Raw genomic sequence first — 18,532 nt, 5'->3', positions numbered from 1 at the left:
TGTCCGTACCGTCCCTGGGGTGACCTACCTGAGTCCCCCTGGGATATCTGCTGGGCATCGAGGGCGCCGCTCTGCTGCGCGGCTTCCGGGAGGGAAGCGTCGACCGGGCGTTCGTCGAGGCCCGGATCATCGAGATCCGCGCCCTGCTGGACACGCCCGCCCTAGCGAACCCCGACACGGCCCCGGACCCACTCCCGACCTGCGTGTCCTGGGACCTGCTGCACTGGTGTCCGCAAGCATCCGCCGCAGCCCTGGACGATTCCCCGATCGCAGTCATCTGGCACTTCCAACTCGAAGGCAACGGGATGAGCTGAGCATCGATCCGCACAAGACAGAACCTGGTCCTGGCGGTGCAGAACACCGTGCCGCTGCACGAACTGGGCGCAGCCTCCTCGGTGGTGGCGTTCATCCGCACCCTCGGCGTCGGCGTCTCCGTCCTGCCCGCGCCGGTCGCCGCGGTCGTGGAGGACGCGTACGGCCACGCCACCGGCGTCGTCTTCCTGATCGCCGCCCCGATCGTCCTGGTCGCCCTGATCGCCATCCTGCTGGTCAAGGAGGTGCCGCTGTGCACCGCCGTCGGCAACCCCGGCCGACGCCCGGCCCGAGCCCGCTCGGGCCAGCACGGCCCCGGCACCCGACGGCACCGCGGCGGCGGGCTCCTCGGACGGACGTTGGTGTCGGCAAAGTATGAACTCATCACCGCATATGGGCAGTTGAGGATCGGTTCAATGGCGCCGCTGCCGCGAAACGTGTTGATCTATGTACCTGGCATGTGGATGCTTCACACCGACCGACACACCGAGTACGGAGGCACATCCATGAGACCGACCCGCGCCGCGATGCTGGTCGCCGCAACCGTTCTGACGCCCGCCCTCCTCTTCACCGCGCCGGCCTTCGCCGCCGACGCGTCCACGTCGGCCACGCCCGTCACACCCACGCCTGCCACGGCCTGCCCGGACATCTCGTCCGACACCGGAACCCCGGTCGATGGGCTGACGGACGACCAAGTCAGGACCGCGATCCAGGACATCCTCACGGACGACAACGCCGGGACGGGCGTTCTGCGCGAGGCCAACGAGGCGCTGAGCGGTACGGCGGACGACATGCGTGCCTTCCTGGAGACGGGATGCCGCCTCGCCCAGGCCGAGGACGACTCCGTCGCGGTCGCTCAGATCCTCGCCGTGGCCACGCAGAACGGTGACAAGAGGGTGATCAGGGAGGCCAACGCCGCCCTCGACGCCAACACCCCGGAAGCGCTGCGTGCCTTCCTGGAGACGGGGTACGCCCAGGCCCAGGTCGAGGACGACTCCGTGGCCGTGGTCCACATCCTCTTCGTGGCCACGCAGAACGGTGACAAGAGGGTGATCAAGGAGGCCAACGCCGCCCTCGATGCCGGTACTGCCGAAGCCCTGAGCTACTTCCGGTGGACCGGATACCGGCTCGCGCAGGCCGAGGACGACTCCGTGTACATCGTCCATATGCTCACGGACCCGAACATCAGCGACGCCATGGTTGACGCGATCCAGGCGGTCCTGGACGACGGCAGCCCGGAGGCCCTCCGGTACTTCCGGACGGTCGGCCAGTACGAGATCGACGGCTGAGCACAGCCGCGGAAACCCAACTGACCGGGCCGGGCCGCGCCCGGCCCGGCAACGCCGCAGGAGGGCCCGCGCGGCCCCGCGTCTGCGGCATGCTCCGCCGAACAGGCATTAGCGGACGTTTGGGCTGGTCAGAAGCCCATGAACAGGGTGCTGTCAGGCGGCGAATCCGATGTTGGTGACGTACTCGTACTGGCCCCACTGAGAGCCGAGGTCGGCGACCTGGTCGATCCACGCGTCGTCCAAGCCCTGGTCGTCGGCGTCGGCCCACGCGGCGACGATCCGGTCCCAACGCCGGACGTTCAGCGTCCGGAACTCCACGGGCCGCTGGCGCGGCCCGGAGACCTGGGACTGATTGAGCGGGTGGAACTCCACGCGGGTGCCGCGTCCGTCGCGGTTGAGGCGGGCGAGCAGGTGGCGGGCGACGTTCGCCCGCCGCACGGTGCGGTAGGCCCGCTCGATCCGCTCCAGGTTCTGGCGGGAGGGTTGGCGGGTGCCGCCGAGCCAGGCCCGGATGGTGCGGTCGGTGACGGTAAGGCCGGCGGCCCGGGCCGCGGCGTGGGCGTGCTGGGTGCGGGTGAGGTAGTGCAGGCGGGCGAGGAGGCCGCGGCGGGCGGTGATGGGGGTGGCGATGTATCCGGCGAGGGCGTCGAGCTGACGGGCGACGGCCTCGTGGCCTTTGATGCCGCGGGCGCCGAACTTGCCGAAGTCGAGGTTACGCTCGGGCATGTCAGGCCTCTTCCGCAGTCATGGGGCCGGCGTCGCCGACGGTGTAGACGTCCTTGACCTTCACCTCGGTCACACCGCGCCCTTCGGGAAAGACGGCGCGCCAGTCGCCAGCTACGTGGAGTTCGTCGGTACCCATGGCACGCACCACCAGGAGGCCCTCGTCGTAGGCGCGGTGGGCTTTCCACCACAGGTTCGCGAACGCCTGGGAGCGGATCAGGTGCATCCAGTCGGTGCGGTACAGCTCGCGGTTGTAGTTCGACTCCCCCATGGTGGACACGAACTTGGAGTACATGGCCTTGATGTACTCCAGCGCCACCTCGTCATCCTCGGCGATCGCCCGCTCCCGAGCGTCCTTCAGGGCGATGCGGAACTTCTCCAGGAGGCCCTCTGTGGCCCCGGACGTCCACGACTCGTGGATCACCGGAGGGTCGCACAGCCCGTACTTCGGGCCCGAGATCCGCAGCAGCAGACGCAGGGTCGGCTCGGTCACCCACAACGGGCCCGGCTCGTCCCGCTCACCGATCGGATTCGGGAGCACCTGGTCGTGGTCCCAGCCGGGCGGGGTGATCAGATGGACACCGGCGCGGCGCGGGTCGTGCTGGTTGCCGGTGGAGTGTTCCAGCTGGCCGAGCGGCAGATGCGTCTTGAGCGCGGACAGGTAGGCCCCGTTGACATCCAGCGCGGTCACCTCGTGGGCGCCGGCCGGGAGTTCAGGCCTCGTCCACTTCGGGCGGGCCTCCCACACCTGGTCCGCGCCCCGCGCGGACTGCTTGCGCAGCACGTCCGGCAGCCACGGATGCGCAACCACCTCGTACCGGCCGCCCATGCGGGACTGGTCGAGCAGGGCCATCGCGTCGGGGATCGCCCGCTTCGCCAACGCCGCCGAAGCTGCCGCCACGTCCCCGCCATACTCGGCGAGCGCCGCCGCGACCGCCGAGGAAATCCGTGCCGCGAGCGGGTCCGGGGCAGCAGCAGGCCGCACCCGGCGCCCAGCCGCCACAACCTTCACCCCCCGCCCTGCGCGCAAAGCCTGACGTGCCCCGCCGGCCCGACCCCCAGCGTGCTCGTCAGGAGCCGGAGCGGCCGCCGGGCCGGGTGCCGTCTGCACGGCCGCGGGCACGGGCGAGGGCGAGGGCGAGGGCGAGGGCGAGGGCGAGGGCGAGGGCGAGGGCGAGGGCGAGGGCACGATGGCACACTCGGCCGGATCCAGGTGCTGAGGGAACCCCTCGACCTGATGACGGGCCGGCTGCCCGCACAGCACACACGGCTGCGGCACCGCGAGCACGTCCATGTCATCGTCCAGGGCCGCCACCGGGCCGCCATCCTCGACCACCTCGTCCCCGAATCCGTCAGCGGGGGCTTGCTCAGCTGTCCCGGCGGCCAGCTTGGACTTCGCTCCGTCGAGGAAGTACGCGTACTTCACCCTCGTCTCACCACTCGGGTCCCGCCCCGCCTCCCAACCCCCCACCGTCGAAGGGCTCACCCCCAGCACCTGAGCAAGCTGAGCACGCGAAAGGTTCAACTCCTCCCGCAGAACACGCCGTTCCCCGGCCGACGGCAGCGGAACCTCCTTCCCGGCACCGGCAAGGAGTGCATCGATCGCACCGAATTCCGCCATCACACCCCTCCCCCGGCAACCGCAGAACGCCGGGAACCAGCCTGGCCGCCGGGAGGGCGACGACGCGGGCCGGACAGCACCTCGGTCGCCCGGGTAGGCCCCGCCATAAGATCCAGCACGTCGATACCGTAATGCGCGGCGACCGCCTCGCAGTCCGCCAGAGTCCACGCCGCAGTGCCACGCTGACGACGGCTCACCTGAGCCTGACTCACCCCCAGCACAGCACCCAACACCGACTGCGACTCACCCGTCGCAAACAGAAGCGCAGCCACCGCCGACCTCACCCGCTCCTCAAGACTCATACCCACAACGCCAATTCTACCACTTGGAGCTCATTCATCATTCATATTTCGCATCACTTTTCGGAAAGCGTCCGGAGAATCCGCCGCTTCGCCCGCGAGACTCTTGCCGGCGGGGGCAATGCGCCTACGCCGACGACCTGACGAACGTGTCCCACGAACTCGCCGTCAACGCCGTACACCACGCACGGCCCCAGCACGGCGAAAGGGCCAAGACCTGGCTGAGCATGGCTCACACCAACCGCGCCGTTGCCGATCCCCGTCCCCGCCCCGCTCCCCCGTCCCTGGCGTTCACCGGCACAACTGGCTCCGAGGGGGCGCGGACTGGTCATCGTGGATGCCAACGGTCCGTTCGGCGACCACCTGGCCGCGGCCCTGCGGCGCGACACACGACTGGCCGCCATCGCCGACCGCACCCGCCTGCACCACGGCCTCGTCCAGGACCAGCGGCTAAGGCGCGTCCGACGTGGCGTATTAGGCACTGTCCGGCGGATCACGCTTCGGAGGCGAGGGGCCGGAGGTCGTAGAGGTAGGAGCGGTCGTTTTTGAAGCTGCGCCAGACGGTGGCCGGGGGTTCGGGTTCGTCAGCGTGGCTGTTGAGGGGATGCGCGGTCACGAGGCCGTCAGCGATCTCGCAGTGCCAGCCGTCGCTCGGCGACCAGACACACCACACGTTCCCGTCCGTTCGGCGGTACGCGGGGCGGCCGTGGTGCTCGCCGTCGCGTTCGAAGTGGTAGCGGAGCCCATCGATGTGGCGCACGAAGGTGAAGGATGCAAGGGCCGTCATACCTTCGGCACTGTATGGGACGACGCTGCTACGGCTGAGGAGTTCTGTGCGTAACCAGGTACAGGGCGCATCTCACGGATGGAGCCAGAGCCGGATTGCGGCGACGGTGACGGTGCCGTGGAAGATATAGGCCCTCTTGTCGTAGCGGATGGCGACGGCCGTTCTTGAGACGGTTGATGGTCCGCTCGACCTCGTTGCGGCGTTTGTAGATCTCGCTGTCGAAGCCGGCGGGTCGGCCGCCCGTGCTTCCGCGTCTTGTGCGGTGGGCCCGCTGGTCCTTCGGTTCGGGGATGGTGTGCTTGATCTGGCGTCTTCGCAGGTAGCGGCAGTTGCGGCGTTAGCTGTATGCCTAATAGGCACTGTGGATTGGCAGTTGCCGGTCCTGGCAGGGGCCGGGCGAGACATCTGGACTGTATGCAGCGCCTGGGAGTGCTTCGACAAGAGGGACGCGTGCACGGCCTCTGCCGATTCAAGCTCGGTAGCCATACGGTGCCGTGGTTCTCGCCGTTCCCAGGAACACCTCCCGATCAGCCGGAGCCGTGGAGCTCTTCACGAGAGCGAGGACCCTGGACACTGCAGGGGCCACGGACGGCTGATGGGGTGGTGCCCCCGTGAGCGCTTCTATTGGGTCGCCGGGTGGTCCTGCCACGGCTCGACACGGACGGACAGGCAAGGCCCGAAAGGAGCGCGCGTTGCACGTGACCTGTGGAATCGACTGGGCTGAGGATCACCACGACGTTGCCGTGGTCGACCGGGACGCCCGACTGCTCGGCAAGCTCCACCACGGACTCCCGCGCCAAGTCGGCGCTGCCGGGCGCCGCCCCCAACGAGATGATCACGACCATGGTGCGCGTGCAAAGTGCCTGACCTGCGCTCACCCGGACCTGGGGGCTGTGGCCTGCCCGACGTCTCAGCTTCATGCGAACCACGCCCAGCGAGCACGTGCTGATCACCGGTCAGCGGGACTTTCCTGCCATGGCCATTACTTCTCCGGCTCGTCGCTCGCTCACCGCATCCGCGGTCGGCCTCGCCGCGTCGCTCACCGTCTCCCTCGCCGTCCTCGCCCCCGCGACGCCGGCGTTCGCCGACGCCAACGCCGTGCCGACGTACGAGGTGAAGATCGATCTCACGACCGCAGCGCTCGACGCTTCGCACACCCCGACCTCGGCTGTGAAAGCCGCCTTCGGGATCACGAGCTCCGCCAAGGCACGCTCCTACGAGTACTACGACACCGACGCCCTGGACCTCAACGCCCAGGGCTGGGACGTCCGGCTCCGTCACAAGTCGGGCTCGGACTTCGAGGAGACCTACAAGAAGCGCTTCCCGGTGGTCAACGGCGACATCAATGCCGCCCTCGACGAGGCGAACGCGGAGGGTTTCGACAGCAGCGACACCAACTACGACGCCCAGGTGGACTGGGGCTACGCCAAGCAGACCCTCAGCTTCAGCAATGAAAAGAGCCACAGCGCCAGCGGCTACTCCGGCACCACGATGCCGTCCAGCGGCACAGGCCGTACCTGGCTGGTCAACGAGATCCCCGGCAAGCTCGACGACTGGCTCTACAACAACTGGGGTTCGGACACCCTGAAGGTCTCCCGCGCCCACGGCCCGGTGACCTCGCAGGTATGGTCAGGTGCGTGGGAGTCGTCCGACGACGCCAGCATTGAGGTGCTGCCGGTGAAGGACTCCGGCGGGACCGGCACCGAGTACGTCGTCGAGTTGTCGTTCAAGACCGACAACTACGCCGACGCCGCGCAGCTCCACGCCGACGCCATCGCGGTCGCCGACGGGCACGGCTGGCTGTACCACGGCGACATCCTCAAGACCCAGCTGATCCTCGACCGCTACTGAGCGATCCTGCCCGCAGCTCGCTTCCGAGTGGCAGGGCCGGGGTTTGACCGCCTCCACCGGTCGAGCCCCGGCCCTGCGGCCCCGTCACGAGCGGACACAGTGTCAGGGCCGGGGCGGCATGGCGCCCTCGAAGCCGATCTCACGCAGGGGCGACGGAGATGGTCCGCCTGTAGAAACTGATTCCAACCTGCGCCACTCGAAGAGTCGCCGCTCCACGCCACGCCGCATATTCGTATTCGCTGATCAGGCCGCCGAGGACCGGGTGCGCAGCACTCTGCGGGTCCCGCGGTCCTGCGCTTCGGCGGCCTGCTCGTGAGCGTCAAGTGGCAGCTGGTTGCGCACATCCGGGTACGCGAGATGGCCCACGCGCGCGAACTCCCTAGCTTGGTCTTTAACCTGTGCGGCGTGGTCGTTGGGTGGTTGACTTCGTCGTTCTCTTTTTCGCCGCCGATGTTCTGCGGGGTGTATGCATGTCGTGGCGGGGGGTGGGCCGGGTGTTCTTTTGTCCCGGCGGCCGTCCGGGGCCAGGTCGCTAAGGTTTCGGTGCTTGGGCTGGACAGGCCAATTGTGGGCGGATGTGCCGGAAGTCGCGGGGGACTCGGGCGGGGGTGAGTCTGTCCGGCGGGCTGGGTTCCTCCCAGGGACGACGTCGGTCGGCTGCGAGTGTGCGGGCGAGCCGCAGTTGGGGGCAGGCGGCGAGGATCAGCCAGGTCCATCGGTCGGCTGCCTCGGGAGTGCGGAGCTTTGGGGAGGTCTAGGGTCTGTTTGAACAGGCGGAAGGTGTGCTCGATGTCGAAGCGCCGGAGATATGCCTGCCAGAGGCGGTCGACGTCGTCCGGGATGGCATCGGTGTCTGACCACGCGGGCGAGCGGGCGAGGGACAGGCTCTGCCAGGTTCACGAGCCTCTCGGCAAGGCGTCGCATCGGGTCCCAGTCAAAGGTCGGCGCCGCGGCGGGGGCGGCGGACGCCGTCGGACCTCCACTGAGCAGAAGCCCGAAGGCGAACGCCACGGCGCCGCCCAGGGTCGAACACCGATGGCCGAAAAAGCCCACAGCTGAGTCCCCTTGGACGGAGTGGTCGTTTGGATGTGTCGCCGCCGGTGTCGCCGCCAGGTAAGCGTTCCAATCCGTGCCGCCCCGTGCCATCGCGTTCCCCCGGCCGCCCGGCGTGGCACCGGCAGTCGCGCCTCACACGAAGTCCACATCCCGTACAACTTGTGGCTGTTCCCCCGCCACGGCCTCTGCGCTAGGCTCTCTGGCCGTCGTCCCCCGCCTGTGGCAAGGCCACCGATCACGACCGACACGGCGGTCCGGCCGGCTTCCCTCTGGCGTTGTCGAGTGCACCCAGGAGGGAAGCACAGCCGTGAACCATGTCGATGCGCCCGTGCGGGACGCGCGCGGTCCGGCCGGGCCGGACGTCCCGAGGCCCGGTGAACTTCGGACCCTGCTCGCCGAGGGCACCCTCGCCGTGGTCGACGACGGTGATCTGCGCACCGGCCGAGACCGCTTCGAACGCGCCTACCGGATCGCCGAGTCGATGGGCGATGAACGGGCGATGGCGGTGGCCGCCCTCGGCTTCGGCGGCCTGTGGGTGCACGAGCACCGCACGGTCGCCGGCTCGGTACTCCTGGAATCGCAGATACGCCGGGCGCTGGAATTGCTGGACCCGCAGTCCTCCCTGGCACTGCGGCTGCGGATCAGGCTGGCCGGGGAGGGCGACTACCGCAGCAGCGACAACACGGCGGTACTGGCGCTGCTCGAGCAGGCGAGGTCGCAGCAGAATCCGATGGCGCGTGCGGAGGCTCTGAGCCTGGCCCATCACTGCCTGATCGGGCCGGAGCACGGCACACTTCGCCGGGAACTGGCCGCCGAGCTGGTCGCGGAGAGCTTCCGTACCTCCCGCCGCAGCGATCTGCTGATGGGTCTGCTGTGGCAGACGGTCGACATGTTCCTGGACGGTGACCCGCACGCGGAACGCTGCCTGGCGGAGCTGCGCGGCCTGCTGGCCGAGCAGGACCATCTCGCGGTGGGCTTCGTCGTGAGCGCGATGGAGGTCATGCTCGCCGTCCGCGCGGGCCGCCTCGACGAGGCCGAGGCCCTGGCCAGGACGTGTGCCGAGCGCGGGGCTGCCGCCGGTGATGTCAACGCCACGGTGTGGCATGCCGCGCAGCTGGTGACCATCCGCTGGTACCAGGGCCGGGTGGTCGAACTCGTGCCGCTGCTCAGTGAAGTGGTCAACTCCCCCACGCTGAGCGCCGTGGACGATCACGCCCAGGCCGCGCTGGCGGTGGCCGCGGCGACGGCCGGGGACCGGCGGAAGGCGGTCAGTGCGCTGGCCACGCTGTGCGGCCGCGACCTCGGCGACCTGCCGATGTCGAGCAGTTGGATGGTGACGATGCATGGTGTCGCGGAGGCCGCCTATCTCCTCGACGACACCGCCACGGCGGCGCGGGTCTACGAGTTGCTGAGTCCCTACGGTCACCTGCCGATGGTGGGCAGCCTCGCCGTCGCCTGCTTCGGCTCAGCCCACCACGCCCTGGGGGTCGCCGCGTTGACCGTGGGAGACGTCGACCGGGCCGTGACCCATCTGCGGTACGCGGTACGGCAGAACCTCGCCCTCCCGCACTGGCCCGCGGTCACGGCCTCCCGGGACCGGCTCGCGGAGACGCTCGTACGGGCCGGCCGGCAGGCCGAGGCCGACGCCGTCCGTGAGGAGTTCGCGATGGCTGCCGAGGCGGCAGCGCCGACGCCACCGGGGATCGACAGGCATGGCAGCGCGGGTCCGCAGGGCGCGGACCGGCAGGGGCAGCCCACGGCGTTCTGTACCCGGTTGGGCCGCAAATGGCGGATCGACTTCGGCGGGCGCAGCGTCCTGGTGGAGCAGAGCGTGGGGATGCTCCACCTGGTGGTGCTGATCGCCAACCCGCGCCAGGAGATCCGGGCCGTCGACCTCGTGGCAGGGCTGACCGCGCTCAACGGGGCCGCCGAGCATACGGCCCTGTCCGGGCAGCCGGTACTGGACCGGGTGGCGACGCAGGAGTACCGCAACCGTCTGGCCCGGCTGCGCACCGAACTGGACGAGCTCAAAGCCGCCGACGACCACGAGCGCGCCGCCGCGGCCCAGGTCGAACACGACTGGCTGATGAGCCAGCTGGCTGGTGCCACGGGCCTGGGCGGACGCGCCCGCCGCTTCCCCGAGAGCGAGGAGCGCTCCCGGGTCGCGGTGAGCAAGGCCATCCGCCGGGCGCTGGACCGGATCGCGGCAGCGGATCCGGTGGTCGGTGAACACCTGCGGCACGCGGTGCACACCGGGGTGCGGTGCTCGTACTGGCCCGCATGACGCTTGCATGACGCGTGCCCGGCCCGTGGTCCCGGCCGGACCGAAGGGTTCACCGCCTTGCTCCCGGGCGACCGGCGGGTGGATCTCAACGCGACCCGCACCCTGCACGCGGCCCCCTACGCCGGATTCTGTGACGCCGCCACGGCCGAGCGGCCGGCCCACGCCCTTCCCAGCACCGTCCTGCCCTTCGGCTTCGACCCCGCGCTCGAACTCGTAGCGGACCCGGATGTCGTCGCACAGCCATGTCTGTCATTGAACGCCGCCCGCCTCGACCGCTCGCCGGCCATCTGCGACAACGACTAGGCCGGCTCGACCTGCCGCGCATCGAAAGCATCTCCGGCCGGGACTCGGACTGGCGGGGCTCGGAGCGGCTGTGCAGCCCCGGTGCGGCCGAACCTTACGCCCCGGGCCCGGCCGGCCATTCCCTCCAGGTCCGGCCGGTCGTCCTCCCCTGTCCCGAGGGGGCACCGCCTTGTCCCGACGTCTCACCCTCCCGGCCTGGAGCGTGCGGTGGCTGATGAGGCAGAATCTGGCGCGGCCAGGCATTTGTCGGCTGATCAGCGCCGTTCTTTCGTGCTGAGGCCCTGGGACATGCCCTCGCCGCACGGGAGGCGGAGTCCCGGCTGCGGCTGCGTCGTCGTATTGGTCGATGCCGGAAGTCAGCGGAGAGGACCGGCCGAGAAGGCGGCCGGTCGGGGAGCGAAGTGGAGCCATGACGGGGATGGACGCACCGGCCAAGGACGATCCAGGCCCGACGGGACTCGGCGCCGAGCCGGCGAGCGACCCGGAGACGCTGCTCGCGGCAGCCACCCGGGCGCTCGTCGTCGAGGGTGACCTGCAGACCGGCCGGCGGCGGTTCGACGCGGCCTACCGGATCGCCGAGTCGACGGGTGACGCACAGGCGATGGCCGTCGCGGCGCTCGGCTTCGGCGGTCTCTGGGTCCACGAACACCGCACTGTCGCGGGTTCCGCGCTGCTGCGGTCACGGCTGCGTCACGCGTTGTCGCTCCTCGCCCCGGACTCCCCGCTCGCTCTGCGGCTGCGGGTCAGGCTTGCCAGCGAGACCGACTACCGGGCCGGTGAACATGCCGCGATACTCGCCCTGCTCGACGAGGTCAGGCTGACAGCCGACCCGGTGGCGCGGGCGGAGGCGCTCAGCCTCGCCCACCACTGCGTGCTCGGCCCGGACCATGGCGCCTTACGCCGAAAACTGTCGGTCGATCTCGTCGCCGCGAGCTTCCGCACCGCACGGCACAGCGACCTGTTGATGGGCCTCCTCTGGCAGACAGTCGACCTGTTCCTCGACGGCGATCCGCATGCCGAGCGCCGCCTGGCCGAGCTGCGGGACCTGCTGGCCGAGCGGGATCACCTCGCGGTCGGCTTCGTGGTGAGTGCGATAGAGGTGATGCTCGCCATCCGGGCGGGCCGCCTCGACCAGGCCGAGACACTGGCACGTGCCTGTGCCGAGCGCGGGGCGGCCGCCGGTGACGTCGACGCCACGGTCTGGCTGGAAGGGCAACTGCTCACGATCCGGTGGTACCAGGGGCGCGTCGAAGAACTGCTGCCACTGCTCGGGGATCTGGTGCGCCGCGACCTTGCCGACCTGCCGCGTTCGAGCAGTTGGCTGGTGACGATGAACGGCATCGTGCAGGCCGCATACCTGCTTGACGACGTCGAGACGTCGGCACGGGCGTACGACCTGCTGAGCCCGTTCGGCCACCTGCCGATGATGGGCAGCCTCGCCGTCGCCTGTTTCGGCTCGGTGCAGCACGCTCTCGGGGTCGCGTCGTTGACCACGGGAGATCTGGACAGGGCCGTGGAGCACTTCCACGCGGCAGTGCAGCACAACCTCGCGCTGGCGCACTGGCCCGCGGTCATGGCCTCCCGGCAGATGCTCGCGCAGGCCTTCGCTCGCCGGGGCCGGCCGGACGACGACGCCTCCGCCCGGCGAGAGCTGGCCGCCGCCGCGGAGGAGGCCGCGGCACTACAGGACGCCGGGCGGCCCCGCGATCCGGAGGAAGAGCCGCCGGAGGCGGAGGCGACATGTGCCCGCCAGGGCCGGAAGTGGCGGATCGGTCTGGGCCGGCGGAGCATGCTCGTCGAGCACAGCATCGGGATGTTCCATCTCGCGGTGCTCATCGCCAACCCGCGTCAGGAGATCCGGGCCGTCGACCTGGTGGCGGGGCTGACCGCGCTCGGCGGTGCCGTCGGGAGAAGTGCCCTGTCGGAGCAGCCGACGCTGGACCGGTTGGCGGTAGACGAGTACCGGCGCCGCCTGACAGGGCTGCGTTCCGAGACAGCCGACCTGGAGTCGCGGGACGAGCACGAGGACGCTGCCGGCTCCCGCCGCGAACACCACTGGCTGGCGACCCAGCTGACCGGTGCCGCGGGACTGGGTGGGCGCCTCCGCCGCTTCGCCGAGGGCGACGAACGCGCGCGGATCGCCGTGGGCAAGGCGATCCGCCGCGCGCTGCAACGGATCACGGATGCCGACCCGTTGATCGGCGAACACCTGCGCCGCACCGTGCACACCGGACAACGGTGTTCCTACTGGCCCACGTGACGTACGTCCGGAACTTTCCCGTACGCACGCGGACGAGCCTGCTCGGGCACGGTCGTGCGGGCCGCCGGCCGGCCCTGTCCCGGGTGAAGAACCCGTTGGGCCGCCGGCGGTGGCGCACCGTACCCGGTCAATCGCCCGCTCAGTCCCGCCTTCGCACGCCGCGGCACCAGCGGGTCGGCGTCGGCCGCCCGGCAGTCCCGTGGACGGTCCGCGTCACAGCGCGGTCAGCGTCTGCCAGGTCGTGGACGCGACGACCCCGTCCGCCGGAAGGCTGTGGGCGGTCTGGAAGGATTGCACCGCGCTGCCGGTGGACGAGCCGAAGGCGCCGTCCACGCTCAGCGCGGCCCCGTGTGCGTTGAGCTGGCGCTGCAACGCCGTCACCGCGGGCCCGCTGCTGCCCTGCTGCACGGCAACGGCGAGGGCCCGCCAGGTCGCGGGTCCGACGATCCCGTCGGCGGACAGACCGCGGCTGGACTGGAAGGACTGCACCGCGCTGCCGGTGGACGGGCCGAAGGCGCCGTCCACGCTCAGCGTGGCTCCCCTGGCGTTGAGCAGGTACTGCGCGGTCCTGACCCGCTCACCGCTCGCCCCCTGCTGAACCACCGGCCAGCCGGCGCTCGGAAGCGGCGTACCGCGGCCGGCGGGCAGGGAGAAGGGAGCGGGAAGGAGCAGCTGGGTGTTGCGGGCATCGGCCGTTCCGCGGCGCTTGCCGATGCCGGCCGCCACCGCCTGGAGGTCGTTGGCCGCCAGCTCGCGTCCCAGCGAGGCCAGCGCGGCGGGGGTACTGGTGTCCCCGTTGCACGACAGCGGTGCGTCGGAGTCGACCATGGTCGTGAAGATCGACAGGATGCCGCCGCCTTCGGCGATCTCGAAGATCCGGCTCTGGATGGGCCAGTCGATGTGCGACGCCGTGTTCACCTCCCAGAAGCCGTTGCCGATGACGGACGGCCAGGAAGTCTTGTGGGCCGAGATGTTGTTGGTGTGGGTGTGGCCGTCGACCATGAGGATCACGTTCGGGAAGCGGAGCAGCAGGTCGCGGAGTTCCGTGCCGCCGTAGGGAGACCCGCTGTCCGTGTTGTCCATGGAGTCGAGCGTGTGATGGCAGCAGATGACGATGAGTTTGTCGGTCACGCCAGGCTGGGTGACAACCGTCCTGGCCCTGGTGCCGTCGGAGTCGTCGAGTTCGTAGCGTGAGCTGTTGGCCTTGAGCTGGGCGCTCAGCCAGTTCCACTGGTCGGTGTCGATGGCGCCGTTGGCACCGCCGCTGGTGTTGGTCGTGTCCAGCACAATGAACTGGAACACGTCGCCGGGCCCCGAGGGAATCGCGTAGTAGCCCTTGTCGCTGCCGGAGGTGAAGCCGTGACCGCGGGGGACACCGGTGGTGTTGAAGTGCTCCGCGATGAAATCGCTCCGCGCGAGCAGCCGCCGGGACGGGTCTGCCGTCACGTGGGCGGTCTGGAGGGTGAACTCACCCGTCAGTACGTCCTCCAGCAGGTCCAGATAGTACGTCGCAGTGTTGTCGAAGACGTCCGGGACCCCCTCGATCTCCGTCAGTTTGGTGGAGCCGGTGGCAATGCTCTTGAGCGGGTCGAAGGGGAGAATGTCGATCGGGACGTTGCCCTGGACGAGCGCGTCGTGGTTGCCGTAGGCGGCGTACCAGGGCATGCCCAGCCCGGCCGCCGTGAACGATCTGCGGGCGGCGTTCAGCAGGCCGCTCACGACGGGAAAGCCGTGCTGGGCGTTGTTGTCGGGCGGAGTCTGCCGTGCCTCCGGATGCCAGTAGTGGGTCTCCGTCCCGAACTGGCCGCCGCCCACGCTCTCGTCCTTGGTGAGGTCACCGGAGTTGGGGCGCACCGTATTGCCGTCGAGCAGGTCGATGTACCAACGCGACTCGTTGTACTGGCAGTTGTCGACCGCGTCGCCCGTGACAACGGTGAAGGCCAGCGGTGTGCTCGTCCGCGGGCTGCGGAGGACCTGCCGGACGGCTCGGCACATCGCGTCGGTCGTCTGTGTCGAAAGGAATTCGTGCGCGCGGTACGCCGATTCGGTCGGGTACGAGTTGTAGTGCGGAGGTCCGTAGTCCGCGAGCCGGTCCAGGCACTCGACCCGCAGCGGCGACTGGTCGTCGACGATGTGCAGGTCGGACATCTGGGCGAAGGCGATCAGCGCCCGGGTGACCTGCGGCGAGGTGGCGAGGGTGAAGTCGTTGCGGATGATGTGCGGTTCGCCGGGCCCGGCGGCCACGCCGTGGTATCCCAAGCCCAGGTCGGGACCGACCTGCACGGTCTGGTCGAGGGTGGTGAGCCCGAATGCGGCACCGGTGCCGAGAGGCGGCGATGCGGCACTGGCGACGGCGCGCAGACCGCCGGCATCGATGGCCGCGGCCACCAGAGCCACTCCGGCAGCGGTCAGGATCCTGCGTCGGGAGATTGTCATGTCGATTCCTTCGGTGTGGGGCGTGACATGCTGCGAAGTCGTCGTTCGCCCGTCCCGCACACCTTCGAATGCGGTGGAGTCTCGAGGGGTCCGTGACGGGAGGGTTGCGGGGGGGGCGGAAACCCGCGCAGGGGGGGGGGGGGGCGCGCGGGGGGCGGGGGGGGGGGGGCCCGGGGGGGGGGGGGGGGGGGGGGGGGGGGGGGGCGGGCGGGGCCCCGCGCCCGGGGCCCCCCCCCCCGGGGGGGGGGGGGCCCCCGGCACCTGTGTTCAGGCGGAGGAACGGGACGGGTCAGGTGTTGCCGGGCCCGTCACAGGCCGACGAAGGTGTGAGTGGCGCGCAGCTGGAGCTGGCAGGATTCCCAGGCCGACCAGGTGGTGCTGCTGGGGTCGGTCTGCGTGCAGTGGTACAGCGTGCCCGTGTCGTCGACGGCGAACAGTTCGATCCTCCCGGCCCCGTTCCGCTCGGCTGCGACGTGGCGCATCCGCAGCGTGGTGGTACCGGACTGTGTCGGCATCTGGGCCCAGGACTGCCACGTACCACTTGCCGGGGCGGTCTCGAAGCGGCGGAAGAGCTGCCCGTCAGGATTGGTGCCGAAGATCGCCAGGCGTCCGTCGAGGTTCCGGGCCATGTCGATGGAGTCGAGGATGCCGTCGACGGGCAGCACCCCACCCCACTCGCTCTCCGTCTGCGCGTTGGGGACGTTCATCCTGCGCTGGATGAGGAGGCCGTCCTCCTTGATGGCGACCAGCACGGCGCGCCCGTCGGCGCCGGTCTCGACGGCGAGCTGGATCGCGGTGCCGCCGAGCTGGGTCCAGGGAGTGAACCAGCCGTTCGAGGCGGTGTCGTCGTTCAGGAAGTCCTGCCAGCGGTGGCGGATGGTGTTGTCGCTGCGGGTCGCGTAGACCTGCATGCCGCCCCACTGGTCCTGGACCGCGGTCGCCGAGGTGAAGCCGGAGTCGAACTGCTGGGGCGCCGTGTAGGTGCTGCTGCCCGCGCTGGTCTGCGTGCGACGGGTCACGGAGCCGTTCTGGTCGATGGCGAACACCGCGATCCGGCCGTCCTGGTGGGTACTGGCGGTGACGGACTGCCATCCAGGACCACTGGCGAGCTTCGTCCAGGCCTGCAGACTGCCGCCGGCGGTCTGCTGGCTGGTGTTCCACAGATTGCCCTGCGCGTCCGTGCCGAACAGCTCCAGCCGGCCGTCCTTGTTCCGGGCCGCGGCGACCGGGGAGCCGAGCGGGTGCGGAGCGCGCAGCGGGAAGGGGGCCGGCAGCAGCAGCTGTGTGTTGCGGTCCTGGTTGACGCCCATGCGGTTGGTGATGCCGTGGCTCACCTCCTGCGGGTCGTTGGTGGCCAGCTCCCGCGCCAGGGAGGCAAGTTGCGCGGGGGAGCTGGTGTCACCGCCGAAGGAGAGGGGTGCGGCGGGGTCGACCATGGTGGTGAAGATCGAGATGGTGGCGGGCCCGGCGGAGGAGCCGAACTCGCCTGCGTTCTGCGCGTCGGGGCTCGCCATGATCTCGATGATGCGGCTCTGGATCGGCCAGTCGATGTGCGAGGCCGTGGAGATCTCCCAGAAGCCGCCGGAGATCGGGCTGGAGGCCGGCGTCGGATGCGGGACGATCTTGTTGGCGTGGGTATGCCCGTTGACCATGGCGATCACGTTCGGGTAGCGCAGCAGCAGCGACTTGAGTTCGTCGCCGGTGTGCCGGTCCCCGAAGATGCCGCCGAAGATGCCGTCGTCGAGGTTGTCCATGGTGTTGAGCGTGTGGTGGCAGAAAAGGACGTACATCTTGTCCTGCACACCGCTCTGCGTAACGACGCGGTTATTGGTGTCGATGTAGCGCGAGCTGTTGGCCCTGAGCTGCTGTTCCAGCCAGTTGAGCTGGTCGGTGTCGATCGACCCGCCCGCGGCACCGGAGCCGAAGCCGTCGGTGTTGGTGTTGGTGGAGTCCAGGGTGATGTAGCGGATCAGGTCGCTGGAACCGGACGGGATCGCGTAGTAGGCCTTGTCGATCCCGACGCCCTGGAATCCGTGCCCGACCGGCAGGCCGGCGGTGTTGAAGTGGTCCTGGATGAACGCCTTGCGGGTGAGCAGCCGCCGGTTGGGGTCCGCGGCGACCCGGGTCCCCTCCAGGTCCCAGGCGACCATCAGCTTGCCGAAGGTACCGAGGTCGCTGTAGTTGTCGGGCAGATCGGCGGAGGTGCCGGTGGTCTTGGACGAGCCGACCGTCATGCCCTGCACGTCGACGAGGTTGTTGTCGATGGGCTCGTTGCCCTGCCACAGTCCGTCGTGGTTGCCGTACGCCGCGTACCAGGGCATGCCCAGGCCGTGGGAGACAAACGGCCGGCGGGCCGCGCCCACCACTCCACTCGCGTCCAGCAGACCCGGAACATAGGGAAATCCGAGCCCTGACGTGCCGGTGTACTGGTTGCCCGGCACCTGTTGCGGGGGCACCGACGGGTAGTAGTAGTGGTTGTCTCCGGTGCCGCCGCTGGTCAGGGCACCGCTGGAGAAGCCCTGGTCCAGGCCGATCTGGCCGGAGTCCGGGACGATGGTCTGGCCGCCGTCGAGCAGGTCGATGTACCAGCGGTTCTCGTTGTGCTGGCAGTTGTCGATCGCGTCGCCGGTGACGATGGTGAACTGCAGCGGCTTCTTGCTCCGCGGGCCCTTGCCGATCCCGGCGATGGCCTGGCACATCGCGTCGACGACCTGGGTCGAGAGGAACTCGTGACCCCGATAGGCCGAATCGGTGGGGTACGAACCGTAGTGCGGAGCGCCGGCGTCCGCGTAGCGGTCCATGAACTCGAGGCGGGCCGGCGACTGGTCGTCCACGATGTGCAGGTCGGTCATCTGCGCGAACGTCGCCAGCACCGTCGTCGGAGGGCCGAAGCGGGACCAGAGGTCGGTGCGGATGGTGTGCGGCTCCCCCGGCCCTGCGACGAGCCGCTGGTACCCCGCGCCCTGGGCGTAGCTCGCCCGCTGCACCGTCCGGTCCCACGTGGTGACCACCTGCACGTCCGGTGCGGAGGCGGCCGCCGCCTTGCCGGTTGCGACCGAGGTCGCGGCTTCGGCCGCAGCGCGGAAACCACCCGCGTCGATAGCTGCCGCCACCACGCCCACTCCGGTCGTCGTCAGTAGCGTTCTTCGCGAGATACCCACGCCATGTCTCCCAGGAAAGGTCCAACCCCCGTCTCCTCTTGCGGCGTTCCATTCCGTTCCGCCTCGTTCCAAAGGCGTGTCCGTCAGCGGCTGGCAGGGGAACGTGGCGGCGGAGCTCGACTCCGGCCTCGGCGGACGGGTACCGATCGC

At 69.8% G+C, this 18,532-nt stretch carries 12 protein-coding genes and 2 pseudogenes; 5 read left to right on the top strand and 9 right to left on the bottom strand.

The window, feature by feature from the left end:
* The first annotated feature begins 350 nt into the window (after positions 1 to 350).
* Positions 351 to 1,601, top strand: coding sequence for a hypothetical protein (locus ACWGJB_RS39750; protein WP_453384903.1), 1,251 nt, complete (start codon positions 351 to 353; stop codon positions 1,599 to 1,601).
* Between the two features lie 153 nt (positions 1,602 to 1,754).
* Here ACWGJB_RS39750 and ACWGJB_RS39745 read toward each other — a convergent pair whose 3' ends face one another.
* The 5 genes and pseudogenes from ACWGJB_RS39745 to ACWGJB_RS39725 all read right to left on the bottom strand — a co-directional run.
* Positions 1,755 to 2,327, bottom strand: a complete 573-nt coding sequence (locus tag ACWGJB_RS39745; protein ID WP_453384902.1) for a transcriptional regulator — start codon at positions 2,325 to 2,327, stop codon at positions 1,755 to 1,757.
* Between the two features lies 1 nt (position 2,328).
* On the bottom strand, positions 2,329 to 3,945 hold the full coding sequence (locus tag ACWGJB_RS39740) for a helix-turn-helix transcriptional regulator (RefSeq protein ID WP_453384901.1): 1,617 nt from the start codon (positions 3,943 to 3,945) through the stop codon (positions 2,329 to 2,331).
* Positions 3,945 to 4,253, bottom strand: a complete 309-nt coding sequence (locus ACWGJB_RS39735) for a helix-turn-helix domain-containing protein (protein WP_453384900.1) — start codon at positions 4,251 to 4,253, stop codon at positions 3,945 to 3,947. Before ACWGJB_RS39735 ends, ACWGJB_RS39740 begins: the two co-directional genes overlap by 1 nt.
* Before the next feature lie 484 nt (positions 4,254 to 4,737).
* Entirely contained in the window at positions 4,738 to 5,031 is a 294-nt protein-coding gene (locus tag ACWGJB_RS39730) for a hypothetical protein (protein ID WP_453384899.1), read from the bottom strand.
* Between the two features lie 72 nt (positions 5,032 to 5,103).
* A pseudogene (locus ACWGJB_RS39725) lies at positions 5,104 to 5,368 on the bottom strand (IS5/IS1182 family transposase); the annotation flags it as partial.
* Positions 5,369 to 5,949: 581 nt separating this feature from the next.
* On the opposite strand from ACWGJB_RS39725, the gene ACWGJB_RS39720 reads away from it, so the two are divergent.
* Positions 5,950 to 6,882, top strand: coding sequence for a hypothetical protein (locus tag ACWGJB_RS39720; protein ID WP_453384898.1), 933 nt, complete (start codon positions 5,950 to 5,952; stop codon positions 6,880 to 6,882).
* A gap of 243 nt (positions 6,883 to 7,125) precedes the next feature.
* On the opposite strand, the gene ACWGJB_RS39715 is transcribed toward ACWGJB_RS39720, so the two are convergent.
* Positions 7,126 to 7,248 (bottom strand): hypothetical protein, encoded by a 123-nt coding sequence (locus ACWGJB_RS39715; RefSeq protein ID WP_453384897.1) that lies wholly within the window; start codon positions 7,246 to 7,248, stop codon positions 7,126 to 7,128.
* Positions 7,249 to 7,273: 25 nt separating this feature from the next.
* Positions 7,274 to 7,742: pseudogene (locus tag ACWGJB_RS39710) on the bottom strand (NF041680 family putative transposase); the annotation flags it as partial.
* 503 nt (positions 7,743 to 8,245) lie between these two features.
* Here ACWGJB_RS39710 and ACWGJB_RS39705 point away from each other — a divergent pair.
* The 3 genes from ACWGJB_RS39705 (at position 8,246) to ACWGJB_RS39695 (ending at position 12,785) form a co-directional block, all read left to right on the top strand.
* A complete protein-coding gene (locus ACWGJB_RS39705) occupies positions 8,246 to 10,222 on the top strand; it encodes a hypothetical protein (protein ID WP_453384896.1) in 1,977 nt (658 codons plus the stop codon).
* Positions 10,223 to 10,279: 57 nt separating this feature from the next.
* On the top strand, positions 10,280 to 10,525 hold the full coding sequence (locus ACWGJB_RS39700; protein WP_453384895.1) for a hypothetical protein: 246 nt from the start codon (positions 10,280 to 10,282) through the stop codon (positions 10,523 to 10,525).
* Positions 10,526 to 10,934: 409 nt separating this feature from the next.
* Positions 10,935 to 12,785: a hypothetical protein gene (locus tag ACWGJB_RS39695; RefSeq protein WP_453384894.1), complete on the top strand. Its 1,851-nt coding sequence runs from the start codon at positions 10,935 to 10,937 to the stop codon at positions 12,783 to 12,785.
* Positions 12,786 to 12,998: 213 nt separating this feature from the next.
* Here ACWGJB_RS39695 and ACWGJB_RS39690 read toward each other — a convergent pair whose 3' ends face one another.
* Complete coding sequence (locus ACWGJB_RS39690; RefSeq protein WP_453384893.1) at positions 12,999 to 15,221, bottom strand: TIGR03767 family metallophosphoesterase; 2,223 nt, start codon at positions 15,219 to 15,221, stop codon at positions 12,999 to 13,001.
* A gap of 308 nt (positions 15,222 to 15,529) precedes the next feature.
* The gene (locus tag ACWGJB_RS39685; RefSeq protein WP_453384892.1) at positions 15,530 to 18,337 is read right to left on the bottom strand and encodes a TIGR03767 family metallophosphoesterase; all 2,808 of its coding nucleotides are present in this window, start codon (positions 18,335 to 18,337) and stop codon (positions 15,530 to 15,532) included.
* Positions 18,338 to 18,532: the final 195 nt, after the last annotated feature.

Source organism: Streptomyces sp. NPDC054813 (assembly GCF_053611365.1).
This window is presented reverse-complemented; position numbering and strand designations above follow the sequence as displayed.